The 24,271-nt window shown below is 60.3% G+C and carries 23 protein-coding genes and 2 pseudogenes; 17 read left to right on the top strand and 8 right to left on the bottom strand.

What is annotated here, in order from left to right:
- Positions 1-6: 6 nt before the first annotated feature.
- From EQW76_RS21890 to EQW76_RS21870, 5 genes are all read left to right on the top strand, one after another.
- Positions 7-1,083: an efflux RND transporter periplasmic adaptor subunit gene (locus tag EQW76_RS21890; protein ID WP_142831306.1), complete on the top strand. Its 1,077-nt coding sequence runs from the start codon at positions 7-9 to the stop codon at positions 1,081-1,083.
- A complete protein-coding gene (locus EQW76_RS21885) occupies positions 1,080-2,159 on the top strand; it encodes an efflux RND transporter periplasmic adaptor subunit (protein ID WP_142831305.1) in 1,080 nt (359 codons plus the stop codon). Before EQW76_RS21890 ends, EQW76_RS21885 begins: the two co-directional genes overlap by 4 nt.
- Positions 2,156-5,227 carry an efflux RND transporter permease subunit gene (locus tag EQW76_RS21880; RefSeq protein WP_142831304.1) on the top strand — a complete coding sequence of 1,024 codons (3,072 nt, stop codon included), beginning with the start codon at positions 2,156-2,158 and terminating at the stop codon, positions 5,225-5,227. Before EQW76_RS21885 ends, EQW76_RS21880 begins: the two co-directional genes overlap by 4 nt.
- A gap of 149 nt (positions 5,228-5,376) precedes the next feature.
- Positions 5,377-6,447, top strand: coding sequence for an alpha/beta fold hydrolase (locus EQW76_RS21875; RefSeq protein WP_244615468.1), 1,071 nt, complete (start codon positions 5,377-5,379; stop codon positions 6,445-6,447).
- A gap of 41 nt (positions 6,448-6,488) precedes the next feature.
- On the top strand, positions 6,489-6,923 hold the full coding sequence (locus EQW76_RS21870) for a hypothetical protein (protein WP_142831302.1): 435 nt from the start codon (positions 6,489-6,491) through the stop codon (positions 6,921-6,923).
- A gap of 34 nt (positions 6,924-6,957) precedes the next feature.
- Here EQW76_RS21870 and EQW76_RS21865 read toward each other — a convergent pair whose 3' ends face one another.
- The gene (locus EQW76_RS21865) at positions 6,958-7,485 is read right to left on the bottom strand and encodes a GNAT family N-acetyltransferase (protein WP_341798994.1); all 528 of its coding nucleotides are present in this window, start codon (positions 7,483-7,485) and stop codon (positions 6,958-6,960) included.
- 243 nt (positions 7,486-7,728) lie between these two features.
- Between EQW76_RS21865 and EQW76_RS21860 the strand changes: the two genes are divergently transcribed.
- Complete coding sequence (locus EQW76_RS21860; protein WP_142831300.1) at positions 7,729-7,974, top strand: hypothetical protein; 246 nt, start codon at positions 7,729-7,731, stop codon at positions 7,972-7,974.
- Between the two features lie 64 nt (positions 7,975-8,038).
- On the opposite strand, the gene EQW76_RS21855 is transcribed toward EQW76_RS21860, so the two are convergent.
- The gene (locus EQW76_RS21855; RefSeq protein ID WP_143123242.1) at positions 8,039-8,275 is read right to left on the bottom strand and encodes a DUF2934 domain-containing protein; all 237 of its coding nucleotides are present in this window, start codon (positions 8,273-8,275) and stop codon (positions 8,039-8,041) included.
- A 125-nt stretch (positions 8,276-8,400) separates the two neighbouring features.
- On the opposite strand from EQW76_RS21855, the gene EQW76_RS21850 reads away from it, so the two are divergent.
- Complete coding sequence (locus tag EQW76_RS21850; RefSeq protein WP_143123241.1) at positions 8,401-8,643, top strand: hypothetical protein; 243 nt, start codon at positions 8,401-8,403, stop codon at positions 8,641-8,643.
- 83 nt (positions 8,644-8,726) lie between these two features.
- Here the strand turns inward: EQW76_RS21850 and EQW76_RS21845 are convergent, their stop codons facing one another.
- The 5 genes and pseudogenes from EQW76_RS21845 to EQW76_RS21825 all read right to left on the bottom strand — a co-directional run bounded on the left by EQW76_RS21845 (position 8,727) and on the right by EQW76_RS21825 (position 11,635).
- Positions 8,727-9,473: a GGDEF domain-containing protein gene (locus EQW76_RS21845; RefSeq protein ID WP_142831297.1), complete on the bottom strand. Its 747-nt coding sequence runs from the start codon at positions 9,471-9,473 to the stop codon at positions 8,727-8,729.
- 235 nt (positions 9,474-9,708) lie between these two features.
- Positions 9,709-9,816 (bottom strand): annotated as a pseudogene (locus tag EQW76_RS29900) (IS630 family transposase); the annotation flags it as partial.
- Between the two features lie 66 nt (positions 9,817-9,882).
- Positions 9,883-10,434, bottom strand: a pseudogene (locus EQW76_RS21835) (transposase).
- A 132-nt stretch (positions 10,435-10,566) separates the two neighbouring features.
- The gene (locus tag EQW76_RS21830) at positions 10,567-10,764 is read right to left on the bottom strand and encodes a hypothetical protein (protein WP_143123240.1); all 198 of its coding nucleotides are present in this window, start codon (positions 10,762-10,764) and stop codon (positions 10,567-10,569) included.
- 559 nt (positions 10,765-11,323) lie between these two features.
- Positions 11,324-11,635: a hypothetical protein gene (locus EQW76_RS21825; RefSeq protein WP_142831296.1), complete on the bottom strand. Its 312-nt coding sequence runs from the start codon at positions 11,633-11,635 to the stop codon at positions 11,324-11,326.
- A 388-nt stretch (positions 11,636-12,023) separates the two neighbouring features.
- Here EQW76_RS21825 and EQW76_RS21820 point away from each other — a divergent pair, with 388 nt between their 5' ends.
- The 6 genes from EQW76_RS21820 (at position 12,024) to EQW76_RS21795 (ending at position 18,480) form a co-directional block, all read left to right on the top strand.
- On the top strand, positions 12,024-13,004 hold the full coding sequence (locus tag EQW76_RS21820) for a sugar phosphate isomerase/epimerase family protein (protein ID WP_161990991.1): 981 nt from the start codon (positions 12,024-12,026) through the stop codon (positions 13,002-13,004).
- 55 nt (positions 13,005-13,059) lie between these two features.
- Complete coding sequence (locus EQW76_RS21815; protein ID WP_142831294.1) at positions 13,060-14,124, top strand: substrate-binding domain-containing protein; 1,065 nt, start codon at positions 13,060-13,062, stop codon at positions 14,122-14,124.
- Between the two features lie 70 nt (positions 14,125-14,194).
- On the top strand, positions 14,195-15,718 hold the full coding sequence (locus EQW76_RS21810; RefSeq protein ID WP_143123239.1) for a sugar ABC transporter ATP-binding protein: 1,524 nt from the start codon (positions 14,195-14,197) through the stop codon (positions 15,716-15,718).
- A gap of 25 nt (positions 15,719-15,743) precedes the next feature.
- Positions 15,744-16,724 carry an ABC transporter permease gene (locus EQW76_RS21805; RefSeq protein ID WP_161991074.1) on the top strand — a complete coding sequence of 327 codons (981 nt, stop codon included), beginning with the start codon at positions 15,744-15,746 and terminating at the stop codon, positions 16,722-16,724.
- Complete coding sequence (locus EQW76_RS21800) at positions 16,721-17,596, top strand: MurR/RpiR family transcriptional regulator (protein ID WP_142831292.1); 876 nt, start codon at positions 16,721-16,723, stop codon at positions 17,594-17,596. The genes EQW76_RS21805 and EQW76_RS21800 overlap by 4 nt, the downstream gene beginning before the upstream one ends.
- Complete coding sequence (locus tag EQW76_RS21795) at positions 17,593-18,480, top strand: ribokinase (RefSeq protein ID WP_143123238.1); 888 nt, start codon at positions 17,593-17,595, stop codon at positions 18,478-18,480. The genes EQW76_RS21800 and EQW76_RS21795 overlap by 4 nt, the downstream gene beginning before the upstream one ends.
- Here the strand turns inward: EQW76_RS21795 and EQW76_RS21790 are convergent.
- A complete protein-coding gene (locus EQW76_RS21790; protein ID WP_142831290.1) occupies positions 18,477-18,917 on the bottom strand; it encodes an RbsD/FucU domain-containing protein in 441 nt (146 codons plus the stop codon). The genes EQW76_RS21795 and EQW76_RS21790 overlap by 4 nt on opposite strands.
- 364 nt (positions 18,918-19,281) lie before the next feature.
- Between EQW76_RS21790 and ugpC the strand changes: the two genes are divergently transcribed.
- From ugpC to EQW76_RS21770, 4 genes are all read left to right on the top strand, one after another.
- On the top strand, positions 19,282-20,343 hold the full coding sequence (gene ugpC / locus EQW76_RS21785; protein WP_143123237.1) for a sn-glycerol-3-phosphate ABC transporter ATP-binding protein UgpC: 1,062 nt from the start codon (positions 19,282-19,284) through the stop codon (positions 20,341-20,343).
- Positions 20,344-20,416: 73 nt separating this feature from the next.
- Positions 20,417-22,078 (top strand): sugar ABC transporter substrate-binding protein, encoded by a 1,662-nt coding sequence (locus EQW76_RS21780; protein ID WP_142831288.1) that lies wholly within the window; start codon positions 20,417-20,419, stop codon positions 22,076-22,078.
- Between the two features lie 128 nt (positions 22,079-22,206).
- Entirely contained in the window at positions 22,207-23,301 is a 1,095-nt protein-coding gene (locus EQW76_RS21775) for a sugar ABC transporter permease (RefSeq protein ID WP_143123249.1), read from the top strand.
- A 10-nt stretch (positions 23,302-23,311) separates the two neighbouring features.
- Positions 23,312-24,244: a carbohydrate ABC transporter permease gene (locus EQW76_RS21770; protein ID WP_142831287.1), complete on the top strand. Its 933-nt coding sequence runs from the start codon at positions 23,312-23,314 to the stop codon at positions 24,242-24,244.
- Positions 24,245-24,271 lie beyond the last annotated feature (27 nt).

Here is a 24,271-nt window from a genome sequence, read left to right as displayed (position 1 = left end):
CACTTCATGAAAAGCGTTTTTAGCATCGCGCTGCTGGCTTCGGCTGCCGCCGTGCTGTGCTCCTGCGACAAACAGCAGAGCAGCGAGGCCAAACCGAAGCTGGTGGAGACGGTCGTCGCTTCAACCGCGCCAATTGCTGCGAGCAATTCCATTACCGGCGAGATAGACGCACGCGTCCAGAGCGACCTTTCGTTCCGGGTGAGCGGACAGATTATCGAGCGGCTCGTCGACGTCGGTTCGGCCGTCAAGGCTGGACAGGTTTTGGCAAGGATCGATCCCGCCGAGCAGAAGGCCGATCTGGCGGTGGCAAAGGCCACCCTTGAATCGGCGCAGGCCGTAGAGACGCAAGCTCAGCTCGCCTACCAGCGCCAGCTCAACCTCTTCAAGACGCAGGTGACCACCAAGGCCTCGCTCGACCAGGCGCAGGAGACGCTACTGACGGCACAGGGGACCACCAAGTCCGACCAGGCCTCGCTCGAGACAGCGCAGGACGCTCTCTCCTATACAGAGTTGCGGGCTGACTCCGATGGCGTGATCACCGCAAGGAATGCCGAAGTTGGTCAGGTCGCCCAGGCAGCATCCGCGGTCTTCACGCTTGCCCATGACGGGCCGCGCGATGCCGTGTTCAACGTCTACGAGTCGCTTTTCCTGAAGAACAAGCCCGTCGACAAGGTCACCATCACGCTGCTCTCCGACCCGACCCGCCATGTCGAGGCATCGATACGCGAGATCTCGCCGACGATCGATTCCACGACGGGGACCATCAAGGTCAAGGTTGGCCTCGAAAATGCTCCGACGATGCCACTGGGAGCACCGGTTGCAGGAACGTTCCGCTCACAGGCCGAGCCGATGATCGAGCTTCCATGGTCTGCAATGGCCTCCAAGGCCGGGCATACGGCTGTCTGGGTGGTCGACCCCGCATCCTCGAAAGTTTCCATCCGTCCCGTCGATGTCTCCACTTATGGAACGGGGAAATTCGGCGTCATCAAGGGCGTCGCGCCCGGCGACATCATCGTCGTCGATGGCACCAAGTTCCTGCGTCCCGACCAGGTCGTTTCCTACGGTAAAGGCGCCGCCCAATGAATTTCCGTCATTACGTCTTACCCATTCTCGGGCTGGCCATGCTGACATCCTGCGAAAAGCAGGAAGCCCACCAGGAGCCCATCCGTCCGGTGCTCTCCATCGTCGCCAAGTCCTCGGAGGCGTCCACGCTTTCGCTGCCGGGCACGGTGGAAGCCAGGATCGAGACGCAGCTCGCCTTTCGCGTGCTCGGCCGGGTCATCGCCCGCAACGTCAGCGTCGGCGACCTCGTCAAAAAGGGTGATGTCGTCGCCGCGATCGATCCGATTTCGCTCGAACTTGCGGTCAGGAGCGCCCAGTCCGATCTGGCAAACAGCCAGGCAACGCTTGCCAATGCCGCGTCCAGCCAGGAGCGCCAGCGCGCTCTAGCGGCCAGCAAGTCGGGAAGCCAGGAATCGCTCGACGAGGCGGTTCAGGCCTATAAGAGCGCCATTGCCGGTGTCGGTAAATCGCAGGCCAGTCTCGACAAGGCGCAGGAACAACTCGGCTACGCCAAGCTGCATGCCGAGTTCGATGGCGTCGTGACGGCAACCTCGGCCGAAGTCGGCCAGGTGGTTTCCGCCGGATCGAGCGTCGTGACGATCGCTCGCCCCGACCAGCGCGATGCGGTGATCGATATCCCGGAAGCAAGCTTCGGCAAGCTCACCGTGGGAGCCCCGTTCCAAGTGGCGCTGCAGCTCGATCCGACCGTGGTCGCCAAAGGCGTGATCCGCGAGGTCGCCCCAGAGGCCGAGTCGCTGACCCGCACAAGCCGAACGAAAATCACGCTCATCGACCCGCCCGACGCATTTCGCATCGGCTCGGTGATCACGGCGTCGGCGACCATTCCTTCCCAGCCGTTCATCGTGCTGCCGTCCTCGGCCATTCTGCTGAAAGACGACAAGCCGAATGTCTGGCTCGTCGATACGGCTGCGGCCAAGGTCTCCCTTCATCCGGTGACGCTTGACGGACCTGTCGTCGACGGCGGCTCCGTGAAGGTCACGGGCGGCATCAATCCTGGCGCACGCGTTGTCGTCGCCGGAGTTCATAAACTGAGCGACGGCCAGGCTGTCCGGATCGATCAAGGTGAAAATCCGTGAAAAAATTCAATCTTTCCGACTGGGCGCTCGAGCACCGTTCGCTCGTCTGGTATTTCATGATCGTCTTCGTGATCGCCGGTGTGTTTTCTTACATCAATCTCGGCCGCGAGGAAGATCCGAACTTCACGATCAAGACGATGATCATCCAGGCCCAGTGGCCGGGTGCATCGGCCGACGAGATGAGCCGGCAGGTCACCGACCGCATCGAGAAGAAACTCGAAGAACTGGATGCGCTCGACGTCACGCGTAGCGAGACCACAGCCGGGCAAAGCACCGTCTTCGTGGATCTGCTCGATACCACCAAGGCCAAAGATGTTGCGGGGATCTGGGTCAAGGTTCGCAACATGATCGCCGACATCAAGGGCGATTTCCCTTCCGGTGTCACGGGACCGACCTTCAACGATACATTTGGCGACGTTTACGGCAACATGTACGCCTTCATGGGCGACGGCCTGACCCAGAGGCAGCTGCGCGATCTCGTCGAGACCGCCCGCTCCAGGATCCTGACCGTCCCGAACGTCGGAAAGGTCGATGTCATCGGGGCGCAGGACGAAGTCGTCTACCTGGAGTTCTCGACCCGCAAGATCGCAGCATTGGGGATCGATCGCCAGTCAATCATCGATACGCTTTCCAACCAGAACGCTGTCACCCAGTCCGGCTTCGTTGATGCCGGGCCGGAGCGGATCGCGTTGCGCGTCGGTGGCCAGTTCACGTCTGAAGAAAGCCTGAAATCCATCAATCTTCGTGTCAACAACCGCTTCTTCCCACTCTCGGACGTTGCCACGATCAAGCGCGGCTATGTCGACCCACCCTCGGCCCTGTTCCGCTACAACGGACAGCCGGCAATCGGCCTCTCGATCGGCATGCGCGCCGGCTCCAACCTCCTGGAGTTCGGCAAGGGTCTCGATCAGAAGATGGATGCCATCATCGCCGACTTGCCAATCGGCGTGGACGTGGCACGCGTTTCCGATCAGCCGGCAGTCGTCGACGAAGCGGTATCGGGCTTCACACGTGCGCTGTTTGAAGCCATCGTCATCGTTCTTGCCATCAGCTTCATCAGCCTTGGCGCCCGCGCGGGCCTGGTGGTGGCGATCTCGATCCCTCTGGTGCTGGCGATCACCTTCCTCGTCATGTCCTACAGCGGCATCTCGCTGCAGCGAATTTCGCTCGGCGCGCTGATCATCGCCCTCGGATTGCTGGTGGACGATGCGATGATCGCGGTGGAAATGATGGTTGCCCGCCTCGAGGAGGGCGACGACCTGAAGACGGCCGCGACCTATGTCTACACTTCGACGGCTTTCCCGATGCTGACCGGGACATTGGTGACTGTGTCCGGATTCATTCCGGTGGGCTTGAACAGCAGTGCTGCCGGCGAATTCACCTTCACCCTGTTTGTCGTCATTGCAGTTTCCCTGGTGGTCTCCTGGATCGTCGCCGTGGTGTTCACGCCGCTCCTCGGCGTCACATTCCTGCCAAAGACCTTGAAGTCCCACCACGACAACAAAGGTCGCGTCGCACGCACGTTTTCCTGGTTGCTGCGGCTCGCCATGCGCTTCCGCTGGATCACCATCGGCCTGACCGTGATTGCCTTTGCACTCTCCGTCGGCGGCATGGGCATCGTGCAGCAGCAATTCTTTCCGTCGTCAGACCGCCCGGAACTCGTCGTCGACTGGAACCTGCCGCATAACAGCTCGATCTCCGAGACCAACAGGCAGATGGCGCAGTTCGAGAAGGAAGCGCTTGTCGGCAACACCGATATCTCGCACTGGACCAGCTACGTCGGCCAGGGCGCACCGCGCTTCATCCTGTCCTTTGACGTCCAGACCCCCGACGTGTCGTTCGGCCAGATGGTGATCGTGACCAAGAGCGTCGAGGTGCGCGACCAGGTGCGCACCAAGCTGCAGGCCTATCTGAACAAGACGTTCCCAGGCACCGACGCATTCGTCAAGCTGCTCGACATCGGGCCTCCCGTCGGAAAGCCTGTCCAGTATCGTGTCAGCGGCCCGGACATCCAGCAGCTGCGCGACATCACCCAACGGTTTGCCAGCATCGTCGGCAACCACCCGCTGCTGAGCAACATGACCTTTGACTGGAACGAACCCTCGCGCGTGGTGAAGGTTGACGTTCTCCAGGACAAGGCCCGCCAGTTGGGCGTGACATCCGCCGATATCGCCACTGCGCTGAACAGCGTCGTGCAGGGGTCTTCGGCCACGCAGATCAGGGACGATATCTACCTGATCGACGTCATCGGCAGGGCTCAGGGTGCTGATCGCGGCTCGATCGAGACGTTGAAAAATCTTCAGCTCCCCGGTACCAGCGGCAACTCCGTTCCACTGTCGGCGGTTGCCAACTTCCACTATGAGCTGGAACAGCCGGAGATATGGAGGCGCGACCGTGTGCCGACAATCATCATCAAGGCAGCGGTGGTCGGTCCGACGCAACCTGCGACCATCGTCCAGGATCTGAAGGGGAAGGTCGACGAATTCCGCAAGACGCTCCCTCCCGGCTACAGCATCGTCGATGGCGGCGCCGTCGAGCAGAGCGCAAAATCGCAAGGGCCGATCGTTGCCGTTGGACCGCTCATGCTGTTTGCCATGGCGACTATCCTGATGCTCCAGTTGCAGAGCTTCAGCCGGCTTTTCCTGGTGTTTGCTGTCGCTCCGACCGCATTGATCGGCGTGGCATCGGCACTGCTCATCAGCAACTCGCCCATGGGCTTCGTGGCGATCCTTGGCATCCTGGCGCTGATCGGCATCCTTATCCGCAACTCAGTCATCCTGGTGGTGCAGATCGAGCACCTCAGAAGCGAGGGGCGGCCTCCATGGTTTGCCGTCATCGAGGCGACCGAACATCGTATGCGGCCGATCATGTTGACGGCGGCGGCGGCCACCCTAGCTCTCATCCCGATCTCCCGCGAGATCTTCTGGGGACCGATGGCTTACGCCATGATGGGCGGCATCGTCGTCGGCACCGTCCTGACGCTGCTGTTCCTGCCGGCACTCTATGTGGCCTGGTTCCGCATCCGTCGGGAAGAAGAGCCGGCCAGGCACGAGCCCGCCGCCGGATAACCGACTTTGCTGCGAGCGCCGGTGTTTTCGTCGGCGCTCACCTATCTCACGAATGATGCCGTCGAGAGCGGTGTCGCGCCAACAAGGGCCGTGCCTCCATGATGTTTCCAGACAGATCGTACCGCCGCGCGGTGCAATTGACGGTCGTAATGGCTATAGGCCTTTCCGGCTGTGCGTCCCGGCCATCCGCCGCCGTTCTCGACCCAGCACGGCTGACCAACCTCCCGCAAAAACGCATCGTTCTCTTGACTGCGACAAACCGCAACGCGCTCGGGCCTTCAAAGGGTTACGGGGTCAACTGGTCCGAGACCGTCGCCTATCAGAGCTATGAGATGTCGGTGCCGCCAGCCCATAAGGTCTCGGCGATCGAGTACCCCACGGATCGCCCGGATCCGCAAAAGCAATTCGTGGTGACGAAACGTCAAGACCTGTCCGAGGGCGATTTCACCGCCGCTGCGGCTCGTTCCGTCGGCAGCGACGGAAGCGTCGAAGTCTATGTTCATGGCTACAATAATTCTTTCCAGGAAGCGCTTTATCGGGAAGCACAAATGATTACCGATTCAGGGCTCGACAGTCCCATCATGTTTTCTTGGCCGTCGCAGGCATCGGTCGTCGGATATGTGGCTGACAAGGACGCTGTGCTCTATTCCCGGCATGATCTTGAAACTGTCGTCAAAGCCCTTTCATCGGCAGACAAAGTCAAGCGCATCGTTCTTTTCGGCCACAGCATGGGCGGCTTTCTCGTCATGGAGGTTGTGCGCCAATTGAGGCTCGAGCATCGTGAGGACGTCATCGCCAAGTTGCAGGTGGTGCTTGCCTCGCCCGACATCGACCTCGACGTCTTCAAGTCGCAGATGAAGGAGATCGGCAAACTGCCTTCTCCGCTCACCCTGCTGATCTCCAAGGACGACCGCGCCCTTGAGGTATCCAGCCTTCTGGGTGCTGAGCGACCGCGGATCGGACGGCTGGATATCAGCGATCCGATTATTCAGCAGGAGGCCGTCAAGAACCACATCCGGGTTGTCGACCTGAGCTCCCTGAAGGCCACCGACGGCGTGGGACATGACAGGTTTGCATCGCTTGCCCGGTTCGGTCGGCAGCTTGAAATGCTGGACAGAAAGCCATCGGCTGCGCGGGTTGGCGCATTCGTCTTCGACGCGGCAGGCTTTGCGGTATCGAGCCCGTTCAAACTGGCCTCGAGCGTCGTGACGCCGCGGTAACGTCGCTGCGGGCGGGCACCTCATTTGAATAGGAGGTCCTTGTGGACGCTGCTTATGTTTCGGCCTTTTTCGGCCTGGCTGGTGCATTGGTGGGTTCTGTCACGTCATTCACCACGTCCTGGATCACCCTGTCGTCACAGGTGAAAGAGAAACGGCGCGAGGCCAATCGCACCCGTCGTGAAGCGCTTTTCGAAGGGTTCCTGTCGGAGGCTGCCAGATTATATGGTGATGCTCTCAGTCACGAGAAGGACGATATAGGCGATATCGTCATGATCTATGCGATCCTCGCCCGCATGCACCTGGTGGCGTCAAAGGCTGTCACCGACGCCGGCGAGCGGGTCATGGACGCCATCGTCGGCGAGTACATGACGCCGAACCGGAGCCTGTCAGAGCTCCGTCTTCTTGCTCGCAGCGGTCATATGAACGTCCTCGAAGAGTTCGCTGTCGCGTGTCGCAAGGAGCTGGATGCTTTCTAGGGCCGCAAATCCGAAAACGCGATTGCGAGACCGCCTATGCTTCAAGCAGCGCGACATGCGGAGCGGCAGTTTTCGGTATCGAGCCTGAAAGCCGCGGATCGGCGATGATTTCGACCATAAATTGAAACGGCTTAAAACCAGACCTACAGTAAAATGCGTAAGCTGATGGATGATCGAAGTGGCAGGTATGCAACCATAGGCGATCGATGTCCCTCGACCAGGCGGCGTTCAGCGCACTGGCCATCAGGTATCGTCCGCCACCTCGGCCGATAGCGCTGGCCACAAGCCCGCAATAGACGATTTCGCACTGGCCCGCTTCGCGAAAGTCGAGTTCAAGGAAGCCGATCTTCTGCGAACCGGCTTCGAGATAGTAGGTCTCGACATCGCGATCCGCGAGGGTTGCGGTGAGTTCGTCGTCCGGCATCTCGAGACGCGATACCCACAGCCAGTTTTCGCCGACCGCTCGGTATAGTGCACGATATTCGCCGAGGGACGGCGATTTCCAGCGCTGAAATGACATGCCGTCTTGCTCCGGGACGCTGATTTCCGGGCGCTGGCGCATCTCCAGACACGTGACGACGCTTGCAATCTGGCCAGGCGATACGGTCGAGTAGCCAGGCGGCAGCGGCGGCTTCAGTTCCATCAGTCATATTCCTTGTCGCGTACGGGGTAGAATGCGCTGCCCGTTAAAATTAACCTTAATTGATGATGAACAAAGTTTTGGCTAAGTCCCATGGATACCATAGGGCATTATAGGAAGTGATCACCGGGACGCCAGCGCGTTTCCAACAGCATCGAGGTCTCCATGAGCCGCCGTGCAAATCATTATGCCGAACTGTCAGGCCGCATCGTGTCGGCAGCGAAATTTTGCGAATTCCTTGACGCGGGGGGACGGGTGATGACGGGGGAGGACAGCAGCGGCTGGCGCGATGTCACGGCTGATGTCTTGCACAAGGAACGCATCAAGGTGCGAGAGCTCGAACGTATCCGCTCGCTTCTCTACTCCGACATGGTCCGAAAGGACAATGAGCCGAGCTTTATGATGCACTGACGTTGACAGACGCAAGCCCCCAGTGAATGGGGGCTCGGAACGAGCATGCGGCTGGGACGTCGCATTATCGTCCGGTTGCACCCAGCTGCGATCTGAACCGGGTTCCCGAATGTCCGGTCCTGGCGCGCGCGCGAAACTGCAGAATCTCTGCTCCGTCAACTGATGCCCGCGTTTTCATCATCATTTCGTATTCCGCAACAGCCTTGCACCACGTTTCGTGATCCCTGCCGTTCGGTCTGCCGGCCTCCTCCCAGAGGGCGTAAGCGCGTTTGCTGATCCATCCGTCCCTGTCGATATTCATCCTCTCCTCCTCCTTGGCCAGAATCAACCAGCAACTGTGGTTTCAGTTCCCGGAGGACTGGGGAACCATTGGGCAGAACACAGGTTGGAGCTGTGTAATTGCTGTGGACACGATGGAGGTAAGAGATGGCCAACCCGGACAACCCAAGCAAAGCCAAGGCTGCCGATGTCCAAGAAGACGCCGCCGGCCAATACCGCAAGCTCATCAAATCAAGCGACAACAATGGTGTCGCAAGTGCCAAGCCGCGTGTCCTCACGGGCTCGGACGACGCCACGGTCAACAAGGCACCCGATGGCAAGGAGCGGAAGAAAGACTGGGAGCTGAACTATGACCCCGCCGACATGGACGAAGGTAAGTTCAGGGGTTAACGGCTGGGTTTGGGGCGCTTGCATTCGCCAAGTTGCCCGGACCGGACGGAGGCAGCGATGCGTTCGATTGCGCACACTGGTATTCACCCGGTTACAATATTGACCCGGTTTCGGCCGCTAGCCTTGGCGAGGTACAAGTGTTGGTCCGCAATGGAAAACAGTTCGTCGTACGAAGCGGGGCGTTGGAAGGTGACGCCTCCGACGCTCACCGAAAGCGGGTTTGTGTCGTTTCCGGCGGGAAACTGGGCGTTTCGGATTGTCGACCGAATACGCTCGGCGATCTTGGATGCCTCCGTCACCGCCGCACCTGGCAGAAAAACGCCGAACTCCTCGCCGCCAACCCTGCCGACAAGGTCCGCTGGTCCGAGGCAAAGCTTAATGCTCTGCGAGATGATCTTCAGAGCTTCGTCGCCCTTTTGATGCCCGAAAGTATCGTTGATAGCTTTGAAATGGTCGGCGTCTATCAAGAGGAGTGAACCGGAACGCAGCGTAACCTGCTCCTCGGCTCTTGCCAGATAGCTTTCGACCAGAAGAGTGAATGCGCCTCGGTTTAGGACCGCTGTTAAGCTGTCTGTCGATGCTGTGATGGTCAGTTCGCGGTGGGAGATTGCGAGTTGCTGAACTTTCCTCAACAAGAGAAAAAGCAATGGGCCAGCCAAGCATACGGGCAGAAGGATATCCACGACAAGCGAGCGGTTTATTGCCTCGTCCGTCAAGTTCACGAAATTGAACGAGTCAACGAACACTGAAATGCCTACGCACGCCAGTGTGATGGAGATCGTGCCAGCGATGACCCGCGTCCAGCCGGTTGGCGTCCAGTCCAGTTTCATTCAGAAGTCCTAGTACAATTTCGGCAAGGCGGCATTTATTCGGCAAGGATATATGCATCATAGCTTTAATTCATTAAGCAAATTTGCAGGCCGACGTTGAGCTATGCCCGCCATAACGGTGTGGCTGCGTGCGTCAGAGGGATTATCGAGCGACCGCAGCACCAGAGTTTTTTTAAACATCAGAAGCAATGGGAACAGTCGGCATCCCTTCTATCCGTCAGCATTAATCCGCATTCAGAAAGTCGAGGAGTTTGCTCGCTCGGTGGTGTTTGTAACACTGGCCAATCACAGCGCTAGTGGCAACGTCCAACGCAGCAAACAGCTGCGACGTGCCACTACGAACATCGTGTCCCATGTTGTGGTGTAGCTCCGGCTGTCGCCGTGCCTTCCGGACAGAGCCGGGAATGGATCAGCTTGCGTCTGGCAGGCTAATGAGCGGATCATCGCTCATTGTGGCGATGGTCTCAAGTGTCATGTATCGGGATCGCTGAACGACCCACTCGTCATTTTGCTCAAGCAGTAAGGGCACCGACCAATCTGACGATGGCATCGTGTTGGGGAAGATGCCGACGACCTCAGTGCGCCGTTTGATCTCACCATTGAGGCGCTCGATCGGGTTTGTCGAATGAAGCTTTGCCCAATGCTGTCTGGGAAAGGTCATGTAGGCGAGCACGTCATGCTCAGCGCTATCGATGATATTGGACATTTTCGACACCTTCGACCTGATCTGGTCGGCGACATTGCGCCACTGGTGCTTGCAGCTTCGGGAGTGTCATGGGCAAGGGCCGTTGCGATGAAGGCGGACACGACACGCCGTCCGCTCTTTCCGGCATTGGCCAGGGCGTTACGCACGAAGTGGAAGACGGCACCTCTGCCAAGTGGCGGAGAGCACCTTCGACGCGGCTGCCTTGATACCCTCGTGCGCATCGGAGACGGCCAGCTTCACGCCCCGCAGGCCCATCAGTGGTATCCTTCAGGTTGGCTCTAAGCAACCCGACCCTAACGGAACACACTGGCGCCTCGTCAGCGACACCACGGTGGGGGACACGATCGCTACGAATGTGGGTGTGGGTTCGCGCCTCAGCGACGCCCGTCAGCGCAAGTGCTGGAAAATGCCATGGTGATCCCCCGCATCCACGCGGGGATTGATAAATTCCTCCCAATATTGGTCTGCTTCCGGTGGGTCCAAGCCCTCGTCTCTGCTTATTGTTTCACCATCTTCCATTAATCGGCCTACGCCGCCTCGCGATCTGTATTCTTTTGCAATTTCTAGGTCTCGTTCTTCGGACATCTGAATCTGCTCCGCAATGATGGAATTTCCGCCTTGTCGAGCGAACGCTCGGCACGTGGTAGAGTGATGAAGGTCGTTCGGCGAGTGCATCGCGCTCGGCTCAACGCCTAGAACGCGCTAAGCCCAACGGGCGAAGGTCTGATGGGTTCCGGCTTAAATACAAAAACAAGCCCGGCCATAGAGGTAGCCAAAACACCGAGCTTTCGGGTCGGCTAGCACTATGGGCGCCATCCAAACAGCGATCGTGCCCGATTTCTGTCCTGGTGATAAGAAAATTCAACACGGCCTTTCAGGTGGATCATCCTCCTTCGGTTCAGTGCGTGTCACCTCTCCGGCATCGATCTGAAGCGAATGAGGTGTTTGTGTCGACGAATCTGAGATTCAAGAACGTTTCCATCTTCATGCTCAGCGTCACCCTCGGCATGAGAAGGCGATCACCTGTCTGAGGCGCCCCGTCTGGAAGTCAGATGTCGATACCGAACCCAGGATCGAAGGTCTGGTAGCATTCCTGGCCGAGGTAACCAGAACCCGCGTCGATCCCACGACGTGGTCCGGCCTGCTATGCAGGCGACGTGGAGCTAAATTTCAGGTCGCGGGAGGCTGCCTTCATGTATCCCAAGTTCCAGGCGTCAGCCGCCGATAGCGGGTCTGCCCGCTGCCGGTCCTCGCCCGAACGCTGGCTCGGCGCGTTGAGAGGCAAGAGCACGAGGCTGCCGTCGCCGCCCTTGCAAACGCTGTCTTCGAGGAACCGTCGGCTGACACCGTGCTTCTGGACCGTGTGAACCGGATGCAAGGGATTGAACGGCAGCTTGGAATCCTTAGGCAGCCTGTACTCGTCAAGCTCCGCCGCCTTGTCCTCCAGAGTATGCAAGTTTTCGCTTCCCTTGTCGTGACGGCAACCCCGATGCTACCCCGCAGGAAGGCGCGGCAGGACGCGTGGTTCCCGGCGCAGAAGCCGACCGGCATGCGGAGTGCCACGTTCCCGTCCAGAAGTCGAAGACTTGGAAGGGCGCCGATTGTCAAAACGTCCCCAGCGACCACACAGGACCGGGCAAGCCCTTCGACAGAAGACTTCAGCTAAGGGCCAAATGCTCCGCGTGCAGGATGACATTTGTGAACGCCTATTGAGAAGAAGCACGCCGCGCGGCGGCGCAAGAGCGATTTGTTGCACAGCACAACATTTCATAACTTTACAAAAAAACATAAATATGTGAAGTAAACGCGGTCGATAACGATGCGAGCGTAGTCCAGTGACCCAGTTGAAATTCGCCACCCGCCTCAATTCATTTGCTTCCCGGCCGCAGGCGGAATGGCCGGACCTTTCCGGCAAGCCAACCGTTTCGCAGATGGTCGCCCGGGCCGCGAAGGTGAAGGGCCTGACGGATCTGGATCTCAACTACCCCGACCACGTTTCGGAAAATCCCCGCGAGCTGGCCAAAAAGATCAACGATCTCGGCCTTTCCATCAACGGCTTTGCTATGCGCTACTATACCAACCCGGCTTTCAAGATCGGCGCTTTCACCAATCCTGACGCTGCGGTCCGTCGTGAAGCGATCGAACTGACCAAAAAAGGCATCGACGCAACGCGTGAAGCCGGTAGCAACCTGATGACCATCTGGCTTGGCCAGGACGGTTTCGACTACGCGTTCCAGGCCGACTACGCCACGCTGTGGAAATACGAATTGGACGGTATTCGTGAAGTCTGCGAGCATGACAAGGATTGCCTGATCAGCATCGAGTACAAGCCGAACGAGCCCCGTTCCTATAGCCTGATGCCCGACTGCGCGACGACGCTGCTGGCGATCAAGGACGTCGATATGCCAAACCTCGGCGTCACGCTCGACTTCGCCCACGTGCTCTATGCCGACGAGCAGCCGGCCTTCGCGGCAGCATTGATCGCCCGCTACAGCCGCGTGCTCGGTGTGCACCTGAACGATGGCTACGCCAAGCGCGACGACGGCCTGATGGTGGGCGCGGTTCATACGCTGCAGACCATCGAGCTGCTGCGCCAGATCCGCAAGGACGGCTATGACGGCGCCATCTATTTCGACACGTTCCCAGACATGACCGGGCTCGATCCGGTTCACGAATGCGAGGTGAATATCCAGACCGTGCAGCGGATGCTGAAGGTCGTGGATCGCCTCGAGCAGGACAATCGCCTGTCCGGCGCGATTGACCGACAGGATGCTGTTTCCGCTCAAGCCGTCATCCAGGAATTGATGTTCGGCGCGGGAGCATAACGCAATCTCCGCAGCGCAGACGCTGCTGTTTCCATTTCATATTCGGGAGGAACCGATGAAGACTTTTCTGAAAACCACGCTTGCCGGCGGTTTGGCGGCGACCTTGCTGTTCAGCGCCGCCATGGCACAGGAACTGGCGCCCTTGAATTCGGACACCGAGAAGGACCGTATCGACTGGTCGCAGCTCGATGCGAAGCTAGGCCCGCTGCCCAAGCCAGCCGCTGGCACCAAGGCTGGCGCCGTCTCCAAGACGCTGACCAACGAATACTGGCGCTCGCTCGGCGATGGCTACAAGAAGTTCGGCGAAAAGATGGGCGTTTCCGTCGCCTACCAGGCAGCCCAGAGCGAGGGTGACCAGCTCGGCCAGCTGACGATTGCCGAAGGCTTGATTACGCAGGGCTTCAACGTGCTGCTGGTATCGCCCCAGACCGATGCCAACCTGCAGCCGGTAATGGAGCAGGCAAAAGCGGCCAATGTTCCAGTGGTCAACGTCAACGATGCCGTCATTCCACAGGCGGAACACTATGTCGGCAACGTCCAGCGCGATAATGGCGCCCGCGTCGCCAAGTGGTTCATCGAGAACCGCCCTGAAGGTGGCAAGGTTGCCATCGTCGAAGGCCAGGCCGGTGTCTACGCTGCCGTGCAGCGCACCGACGGCTTCAAGTCGACGATCACCCAGAACGGCAAGTTCCAGGTGGTTGCCAGCGTTCCAGGCAACTGGGATCGCCAGACGTCCTACGACGCTGCCACCAACATCCTGCAGCAGCATCCCGATCTGATCGGCTTTTATGCCAACAATGACGGCATGGCGCTCGGCATCGTCGAGGCCGTCAAGTCGGCCGGTCTCCAAGGCAAGGTCGCAGTCTTCGGCACCGACGGCATTTCGGACGCCTACAAGTCGATCAAGGCCGGCGAACTCACCGGCACCGTCGACAGCTTCCCGGTTCTAACCGGCGAAGTCGCTCTGGAAACCGCCCTGCGGCTTGTTGCCGGCCAGAAGGTTCCGCGCGTCGTCGCAACGCCCCAGGCGCTGATCACCAAGGACAACATCGCACGCTACCAGGGTGACGACACCGCCATCCGCGCCGTCCTGATGGAAGACGCGGCCAAGGCTCCCTGACATTCAGCGGCCAGTTATCCGACGCCGGCCAGCAATGGCCGGCGTCTCCGAGTACAAGAGGTGCCGAGACATGACGCAGACGCCCAGACTAAGATTTGAATCCATATCCAAGTCGTTCCCCGGCGTCCTTGCCCTGTCGGACATATCCTTCGATGTTCCGCCGGGCGAAATCCACGGGCTTCTCGGGGAAAACGGCGCCGGAAAATCCACGCTTCTTCGCATCTTGTCCGGCGTGTTCCGGCCAACCAGCGGCAGCGTATTCGTTGATGGCGAGGCGGTCTCCTTCCGCAACCCGTCCGACGCCCGCCTGGCCGGCATTGCCATGATCCACCAGGAACTGCAGCAGGTGCCGCATCTCAGCGTCGCCCAGAACATGTTTCTCGGCCATCCCCTGACCAAGGCCGGCGGCATTTTCGTCGCACGGCACGAGCAGGAACGCAGGGCCGCCGAAGCGCTGGCGATGATCGACCCGACCATCGATCCGGCAGCGCCGATATCGACGCTGAAGGTCGCCCAGCGCCAGATCGTCGAGATCGGCCGTGCGCTGCTCGACCGCGCCAAGATCATCGCAATGGACGAACCGACTTCGAGCCTGACACCCAGCGAGTTCGAAAAGCTCGCCGAGGTCATCGCCAATCTTGCCGCGACCGGCGTCTCGATCATCTACGTCTCGCACAAGATGGACGAAGTGTTCCAGATCTGTCAGGGCGCCAGCGTCATGCGCGATGGCAAGCTGGTCGGTCGCGTCGATATCCGCACGGCATCCCACCAGGATGTCATCACCATGATGGTCGGCCGCCAGCTGATGCAGGAAAAGCATGTGTCGCATGCCACGACCACGGTGAAGCTCGAGGCCAAGAGCCTGTCTTCGGCGACCAAGATTAGCGATGCCTCGTTTCGGCTGCACCGGGGCGAAGTGCTCGGCGTGGCCGGGCTCGTCGGCTCCGGACGCACCGAACTGCTGCGCCTGCTCGCCGGCGTTGACCGTATCATCTCGGGCTCGGTCGAAATCGACGGGAAGCCGCTTCCTCTGCGCAGCCCGCGCGACGCCATCGCTGCCGGCATCGGCCTTGTGCCAGAAGAGCGCAAGCGCGAAGGCATCATTCCCGGTCGCTCGGTGACCAACAATATGGCGCTTGCGTCCTTGGGCAGCTTTTCAAAGGCGGGTATCATCCGCAATGGCAAGCTTCGGGCGACTGCGACCGACCTGCTGCGCCGTGTCAACCTGCGGCCTTTCCAGCTGGACCGGCCCATTCGGCTATTCAGCGGCGGTAACCAGCAGAAGGCAATCATTGCGCGCTGGCTGGCGGCCAAATCGCACATATTGTTGTTCGACGAACCCACGCGCGGCATCGATGTCGGAGCGAAGTCGGAAATCTACCAGCTGATCGAGGCCCTGGCCGCCGACGGTCACTCGATCATCGTTGTCTCCTCCGAGCTGCCAGAAGTCATTCGTCTCTCCGACCGGGTGCTTGTCATGCGCGAGGGGCGGATTGCCGCCGAGATCGAGCGCGCCGATCTGTCCGAAAGCGCCATCGTCGCCCATGCCATTCCCGGCGTCAGTCAATCCCCCATGTCAGCTCCGGCTGCGTGAGCGCTGAAAAGTATAGGAGCTCAACATGAACCATACGTCACCCGCCGATGCGACAAAGCTTTCCTCCGGGTTCGGCCGCTTCTCCTTTTCGCTGCGTGACGCCGGCACCCTGATCGGACTGATCGTCATTCTGGCGGTGTTTGCAGCGATCGTCCCGGGCTTCATCTCCGAACGCAACCTCGTCAATATCCTGCAGCAGTCCAGCATCAATGCCTGCCTCGCGCTCGGCATGACCCTGGTCATCATCTCCGGCGGCATCGATCTTTCGGTGGGCCCGACGGCTGCCATCGCGGCCGTGATATCGGCAACAATGCTGCTTTCCGGCGTTCCGATCCCGCTGGCGATCCTTGCCGGCATCGGCATCGGCGCCGTCTGCGGTTTCATCAACGGCGTGCTTGTGGCCTATGTCGGGCTGCAGCCGTTCATCGTCACGCTCGGTACGCTCAGCACCTACAGGGCGATTGCGCTGATCTACACCGGCGGCAATCCCGTGCTCGGCATTCCTGTCGGCTTCCGCAGCCTGTTCAATGGCAACCTCCTGGGCTTGCCGACGCCTGTCTGGATCGTCGCAGTCGTGGCAGTTGCGGCATGGATCCTGTTGAAAAAGACGCCGATCGGCGAATATCTCCTGGCCGTTGGCGGCAACGAGGAAGCAGCCTACGTCGCCGGCGTCCCCATCGCCCGCACCAAGATCACCGCCTATGTCATCTCCGGCGCGCTTGCGGCCCTGGCTGCCCTGATCCTTGTCGGCCGCCTCGGTGCTGCCGAACCGATCCTCGGCAATCTCTGGGAACTCGACGCGATTGCGGCCTCTGCCATTGGCGGCGCTTCGCTGATGGGCGGCAAGGGGAGCGTGCTTGGGACAATCCTCGGGGCGATCATCCTCGGCGCGATGCGCAACGGTCTTACCCTGATGAATGTGCAGGCCTTCTATCAACTGCTCGCCACTGGCCTTATAATCCTTGTCGCAATGATGATCGATCGCGCCACAAGGGGACGAGGATGAATACCGAAAGCTTCGATACTAAGGCTGTTGGCCCACGCATCCGAATGATGATGCCGCTGCTGACGCCACTCGAAGCAAAGGTCGTCGATACCGTCTTTGCCCTCCGTGACTTCAGCGACAGCACGTCGCTGAAGCAGATCGCCGACGATGCCGGCGTCTCGGAAGCCATGGTGGTGAAAATCACCAAGAAGCTCGGATTTGCAGGGTACCGTGATTTCCGCACCGCCGTTAGCCAGTACAACCGCCAGCCGACGGCGGAGATGCATCAGGAACTGTCGGCAGACGATACGTCTCAGGAAATTGTCCAGAAGGTGTTCCGAACATCCATCAATGCGCTTGAGGAAACGCTGTCGATCCTCGACATGGAGGCGTTCGATCGGGCCTCCGACCTCATACACCGCGCAAGGCAGCGCGATTTCTACGGCGTCGGCGGATCGGCACAGATTGCCCGGGATGTTGCGCACAAATTCCTGCGGATCGGCGTGCGGGCGAATATGTTCGACGACAGCCACATGATGCTGATGTCGGCCTCGTTGCTCGGCGACGGCGATATCGCCATCGGGTTTTCCCATTCGGGAAATACGACGGCAGTGATCGAGGCGATCCAGCTTGCGCGCCGCAACGGCGCCCGGACGATTGCCATCACCAACTACAATTCTTCTGCCCTGGCGCAATCTGCAGACGTGGTGCTGTGTTCGACCGCACAGGGTTCGCCGCTGATGGGTGAAAATGCTGCAGCCCGCATAGCGCAGTTGAATATCCTCGACGCCATCTTCGTGTCGGTCGCCCAACGCGATTATCAGGCTGCCGAACGAAACCTCGACCGGACCATGTCCGCAGTTACATCCAAACGGAAAGAGCGACCTTTATGACGTCTTTGCCCCTCGTGACCGTGTTCGGAAGCCTGCATTACGATATCGCCGTCAATGGACCTGCGCGACCGCGCAAGGGCGAAACCATCACAGGCGTGTCGTGGCACCCGAAGAGCGGCGGTAAAGGGGGCAACCAGGCAGTGTCTGCCGCCCGCACCGGCGTTGCGACCGCCATGATCGGCGCTGTCGCCGATGACGATTTCGGCCATGCGCTGCTTGCCAACCTCGAGCGTAAAAAGGTCGACGCCCGGTTCGTACGGCGAAAAGCGTCGCTGTCCACCGGCATGAGTGTCGCGATCTTCGACGCCGACGGCGACTACGGTGCCGTCATCGTCTCCGGCAGCAATCTGACGCTCGGCGATGACGATATCGCCGCTGCTGCGAACGTGCTGCAAAAGACAACGGTCCTGGTCCTGCAGAACGAGGTGCCGGATGCGGCCAACGTCGCTGCAGCGCGGGCCGTCAGGAATGCGGGCGGCCTGGTGCTTCTCAATGCAGCCCCGGCGCGCGCCCTGTCGGACGAGCTCCAGTCTCTTGTCGATGTCATCGTCGTCAACGGGATCGAGGCGGAAATGCTGGCAGGCGTGCCGGTGGTCGAGACGCTGGAAGGCGCTCTCGCCGCCGCGCGGCTCTTGTCGAAAAGCTTCCGGCAGGCGGTGGTGACCGCCGGCGGAGCAGGGGTTGCCTATGCGGACGCCGATGGCAAGGAGGCTTTCATGGCCGCCCTGCCGATCAAGGTCGAGAGCACCCACGGTGCGGGCGACGAATTCATCGGCGTGCTGGCCGCAGGCATGGCGTCGGGCAATGAGATCGAGATCGCGCTGCGTCACGCCAACGAGGCGGCCGCTTTGCTGGTCTCGACGCCTGAGAGCGAGCGGGGCTAGATGACGCCCTTGGTCAGAATAAAGCAGCCGTAAGGTCCGGGATCGGACGTCCTGACGATGGCAAAGGCGCGCTTGGCGACATCATAGAACGCAAATCGCTCCAGCGCCTCGACGGTGATGGGCCGGCCTTGCGCCGCATCGAAGACTGCCTGCATCACCGGAAAGATCGGCATCTGACCGTCGGGATCGCCGACCACCTGCATGCGCTTGACGGGGGCATCGACGAAAGTATCCAGCGGCATCAGCGTCAAAATTGCTTCAGTCGCCCGCGCCAGACCGCATCCCGATATGTTCAGCAACTGGCCATGGGTCGTCTGCCGTGCGATCGTCTGGGCCGGATGGTTGATATCGCAGACGACAAGCGTATCGCCGTGACCCATCAGCATCAAAACGTGGATGAGTTCCGCGCTGATGACCGGATCTATGCCTTTGAGCATGGCTGTTCCTTCCCGAAAAAGCTTTCCATGACTTCACGAAGTACACAATAATCGTGATGCATGCAATCCGGGCCCAGTGTGCACCGCAGTGAAATCCAGGTTATCCATTTTCCTGCATCTGCAATGAGGTTAAGATCGAAAAAAGAACCTTTTCAAGAGAGACATTTAGGCAATAAACTCAATTCACCAAACTTTTACACTTTACAGTTCGAATTTTACGTGTGAAGTTTTGGCTATGTGATTGAGCCTCCCAGGGCAGACTGCACGGGGCGGGTGTCGGTGATCCGGCGCTCGCCACCGCAGGTAGCCGAGACCGATCGCATGCTGCGGGGAGAGCGCGGCTCAATGGGCAGGAGATTTGTTTTTGGCATCGATGAATATCGTCAATGTCGGTAAGGCCTACGGTAGCCTGACGGTTATCCACGGCGTTTCCGTTGAAATCCCGGACGGCGAATTCGTCGTTCTGGTCGGGCCGTCCGGCTGCGGAAAATCGACCTTGCTGCGCATGGTCGCTGGCCTTGAGCCCATCAGCTTCGGTGACATCGAGATCGACGGGAAGGTGGTGAACAACCTGCCGCCCAAGGATCGCGACATCGCCATGGTGTTCCAGAGCTACGCGCTCTATCCCCACAAGACCGTGGCCGACAATATGGGTTTCGCGCTGAAGATGCGCGGCGAGCGCAAGGCCGATATCGACGCCCGCGTCCGCAAGGCAGCCGAAATCCTCGATCTTGTGCCCTATCTTTCCCGCTATCCGCGCCAGCTTTCCGGGGGCCAGCGGCAGCGTGTGGCCATGGGACGTGCCATCGTGCGGGATCCCAAGGTGTTCCTTTTCGACGAGCCGCTCTCTAACCTCGATGCCAAGTTGCGCGTCCAGATGCGCGCCGAGATCAAGGAACTGCAGCGCCGCCTTGCGACGACGATGATCTACGTGACCCACGACCAGGTGGAGGCCATGACCATGGCCGACCGCATCGTCGTCCTCCGGGATGGCAGGGTCGAGCAGATCGGCTCGCCACTGACGCTCTACGACAAGCCGGCCAACACTTTCGTCGCCGGCTTCATCGGCTCGCCGTCGATGAACCTCGTAAGGGGCCATATCCATGCGGGCGCAGAGCCGTTCTTCGAAACCGACGAGGGCATCCGGCTTCCGCTCTCCGGGGCACCGGCAGGGTCCGATCGAACGCCTGCCTATTACGGGATCCGACCGGAGCATTTCGTGCTCGGCGGCGACGTCAGGGCTGATCTCACCATTGTTGAATCAACCGGCTCCGAGACGCAGGTCTTTGCACGGCTCGGGCAGCAGAAGATCATCGGCGTCTTTCGCGACCGCGTCGAGGCTGCACACGGCCAGCCCTTTGCGATGACGCCCAATCCGGCGATGGTGCATCTTTTCGATGCGCAGAGCGGCTTGCGTCTCGACTGAGTTTTCATGAATGCGCTCCGAGGGGGAGCGCCAGACGCCACGATGCGTGGCAACTTCACGGGAGGAGAGAGAAATGAAAGTTGGCGATTACGAACGAATGATGGCCATGGCGCTGAGCCGCCGCGCCATTTTGAAAACCAGCGCGGGCCTTGGGGCACTTGCTGCCGCTGGCAGCGTGCTTGCACCATTCGGCAATGCCTTTGCGGCCGACGCGTCGCTGCGCTCGCAGATCCTGCAGGTGCCGGGTGTCGGCAAGGGGTCGCCGACCGATGCCGACTGGCAGAAGGTCGGCCAGATGTGCCTCGATGCGACCAAGGCCAACGTCAAGCAGGGTGAGTTCGCCGGTGTCCAGCTCTCCTTCATGGGGCTCAACAACCAGAACCTCCACAACCTCCTCTTCCGCGGCTTCCTGAAGCCCTGGGAAGACTATACCGGCGCCAAGATCACCTGGATCGACCTTGCGCAGGCCGACTATAATCCGCGCCTGCAGCAGGCGATTGCCACCGGCACCGTTGACTTCGACATTCTCGAAATGGGCGCACCGTTCGAGGGTGACGTCTGCGGCAAGGGCCTTGCCTCCGTCATGCCCGACTGGGTCAAGGCGCAGATCGACATGGACGATTACGTCGACTATTTAAAGGCGCCGGTTGGCACCTGGGATGGCAAAACCTACCGCGTCTCCGTCGACGGCGACTGCCACAACTTCAACTACCGCACCGACTATTTCACCGACGCCGACCTTGCCAAGGCCTGGAAGAGCGAAGGCCATGAAGGCGAGTGGGGCGTGCCGAAGACCTGGCAGAAGGTCCAAGAAGTCACCAAGTTCCTGAAGGGCAAGAAGATCGCCGGCGCCGATGCCATCGGCTACCTCGATGCGCCCAAGGCCTGGGGCGGTTTCGGCTTCTACTTCCTCGGCAGCCGCGCCACCGCCTATGCCAAGCACCCGGACGACAAGGCCTGGCTGTTCGACATCGACACGATGAAGCCACGCATCAACAACCCGGCCTGGGTGCGCGCAATCCAGGACGTGGTCGATGCGTTGCCATCCGAATCGGGCGACCAGCTGAACGCCGATCCAGGCACGACGGCCTTCCAGCAGTTCCTTGCCGGCACCGGCTCGATGATCTCCTGGTGGGGCGACGTCGGCCAGAGCGCGCAGACCAGCGACAGTTCCGTGGTCGGCACGACGGTCGCCTTCGACATCCTGCCCGGATCGGACGATGTCTACAACGCCAAGACCGGCACATGGGACAAACTCGCCAGCGGGCCGAACTATGCGCCGAACATGGCCTATCTCGGCTGGGGCGTCTACGTGATGGCCCGGGTGGACAGCGACGAGAAGAAGAAGAAGGCCGCCTGGAGCGCTGCTGCCCATCTCGGCGGCAAGGACCTGGCACTCTGGACCGCCGCCTATCCTTCCGGCTTCCAGTGTTACCGCAAGAGTCAGTTCGACATCAAGGAATGGGTCGCGGCCGGCTACGAGGAGGCCTACATCTCCAACTACCTCGCCTCGCAGTCGAACTCCTACAACCACCCGAATGCGGCAATCGAACCCCGCATTCCCGGCATCTTCCAGTACTACAGCGTTGCGGAAGATGAGCTGGCCAAGGTGTTCGCCGGTCAGGTGAAGCCTCAGGACGGCGCCGATGCGATCGCGGCGGCGTGGGAGAAGATCACCGACCAGCTCGGGCGCGAAAAACAGATCGCGCTCTACAAGGCCTCGCTCGGCGTCTGATTTCGCCGGAGAAGCCTACGCCGTCAGGCGCCGCTGCGTGCGTTGCCTGACGGACTGCCGGACCGGAGTCCGGCCGGCTGCAGAATTTGTCCGGGTTAGCCAGGGATGTGCTTATGTCGCATGCGAATATGCCGGTTATCGGCACGATCGAGCCGGTGGGGGCGCCTAGCCCGTCCGCGCGGCAGGGCCGCCTTCTGCTGATCGGGGCGAGCGTCCTGCTGGTGGCCGTGCTCATCCTGCAGATCCTCGATGCGTCCGGCGTGACGGCCATTGGGCTCGTCAGCTGGCGACCGCTGGTCTATGCCTATGTCGTCTGGTCGGTGGCGCTCTGTGCAGCCCAGGTGATGATCCGTGGCGAAGCCGGACAACGGGCCGCATTCGTGCTTCCGGCAGTCCTGTTCACCGTGGCGATGGTGATCTTCCCGACGGTTTTCGGGCTCTACATCGCCTTCACCGACTGGAACCTCAGCGCTGCGAACGGCAGACAGTTCAACGGCCTCGACAACCTCCGCACCCTGTTTGCGGATGCCTATTTCTGGAATGCGCTGCTGAACATGGTCTATTATGTTCTCTCCGTGCTGGTGCAGTACACGATCGCCTTCGGACTGGCGCTGCTGCTCAATGCCGAGATCCGGGCTCGCAAGTTTTTCCGCGTCGCGTTCCTGCTGCCACTGATGCTGAGCCCGGTTGCCGTCAGTTGGATGATCGGCAAATCGCTGATGGAATATCGCTTTGGCCCGGCGGCAACGCTGGCGCGTCATCTCGGCTGGGAAAATCCCGCCTTCTTCTCGACCCCGGCGCTGGCCCGCGCCTCGATCATGGCGATGGATGGATGGGTTTCCATCCCGTTCATGATGATCCTGCTTTTGGCTGGCCTCCAGGCCCTGCCATCCGAGGTCAAGGAAGCGGCCAAGGTGGATGGCGCCTCGGGCTGGCAAAGCTTCAAGGAAATTACCTTTCCGCTAATGCTGCCGGTCAGCCTGACGGTCGTCATCCTGCGCGTCATCTTCGAACTCAAGCTCGCCGATATCGTCATCAATGTCACCGCGGGCGGGCCGGGCGGCGCCACCGATACGGTCTCGAGCTTCATCTTCCGCGAATACCGGGATCGCTCGAATGTCGGCTACGGCACGATGCTCGCGGAATTCTACCTCGTCGTCATCATCATCTTCGTCTCGCTGATCCTGAAATTGGCGAGCCGGTGGATGCAACGTGCAAATTGAGGGCAGACCGATGTCGACAAGCCAACCCCTTCACGCGCCCACCGAAAGGCAGCCCGGCCTCTGGGCTCGGCGCCCGGCGTTTCTTACCAGCAGCCTTCTGATCTATGCCGCACTGGTGTTCTGGGCATTCATCTCACTCTTTCCGATCTACTGGACCATCACCACGTCGTTCAAGACAGCTGTGAATGTGACGCAGGGCAATATGATCCCCTTCGTCGACTTCACCCCGGACTGGAAAGGCTGGCGCTCGCTCGGCCTGTCGCCGGACACGATCTTCGTGCAGTCGACCGTGCGCGACGAGTTCATGATGCGGTTCCTGAACAGCATCATCGCATCGTCCGGCGGGGCACTGCTTGCGGTCATCATCGGCTCGCTCGCCGCCTATGGGCTCAGCCGGTTTTCCTACCGGTTTCTCTGGATGCGCAACAAGGATATCTCCTTCTTCTTCCTGTCGCAACTGATCCTGCCGCCGGTGGTTCTCGCCATGCCTTTCCTCGTGCTCTACAAGCACCTGATGCTGCTCGACACGCTGGTCGGCCTCATCCTCATCTATACGCTGATGGTGCTGCCGATCGTCATCTGGATCATGCGCGACCAGTTCGACACGATCCCGGTCGAGCTGGAACAGGCAGCCCTGGTCGACGGCTGCTCCATCTGGGGCGCCTTCGTGCGCATCGTCCTGCCGATTGCGTTGCCCGGCATGGTGGCGGCTTTCATCCTGTCCGTCATTCTCTGCTGGAACGAATATTTCTTTGCAGCCCTGCTGACCAGTTCCAGCGCCAAGACCCTGCCGGTCATGGTGGCGAGCCAGACGGGGTCGCAGGGGATCAACTGGTGGTCGATGGCCGCCATCTCGACCGCCGCGATCCTGCCGCTGATCCTCATCGGTATTTTCCTCGAGCGCTACATCGTCAAGGGCCTGACGGCAGGTGCCGTCAAGTAACCGGCTTGCGTCGAAGCTGGCAGTTGC

The organism is Rhizobium sp. rho-13.1 (assembly GCF_007000305.1).
Taxonomy (GTDB): domain Bacteria; phylum Pseudomonadota; class Alphaproteobacteria; order Rhizobiales; family Rhizobiaceae; genus Rhizobium; species Rhizobium rhododendri.
Note: the sequence above shows the minus strand (reverse complement) of the source record. Positions and strands in the feature narration are given on the sequence as shown.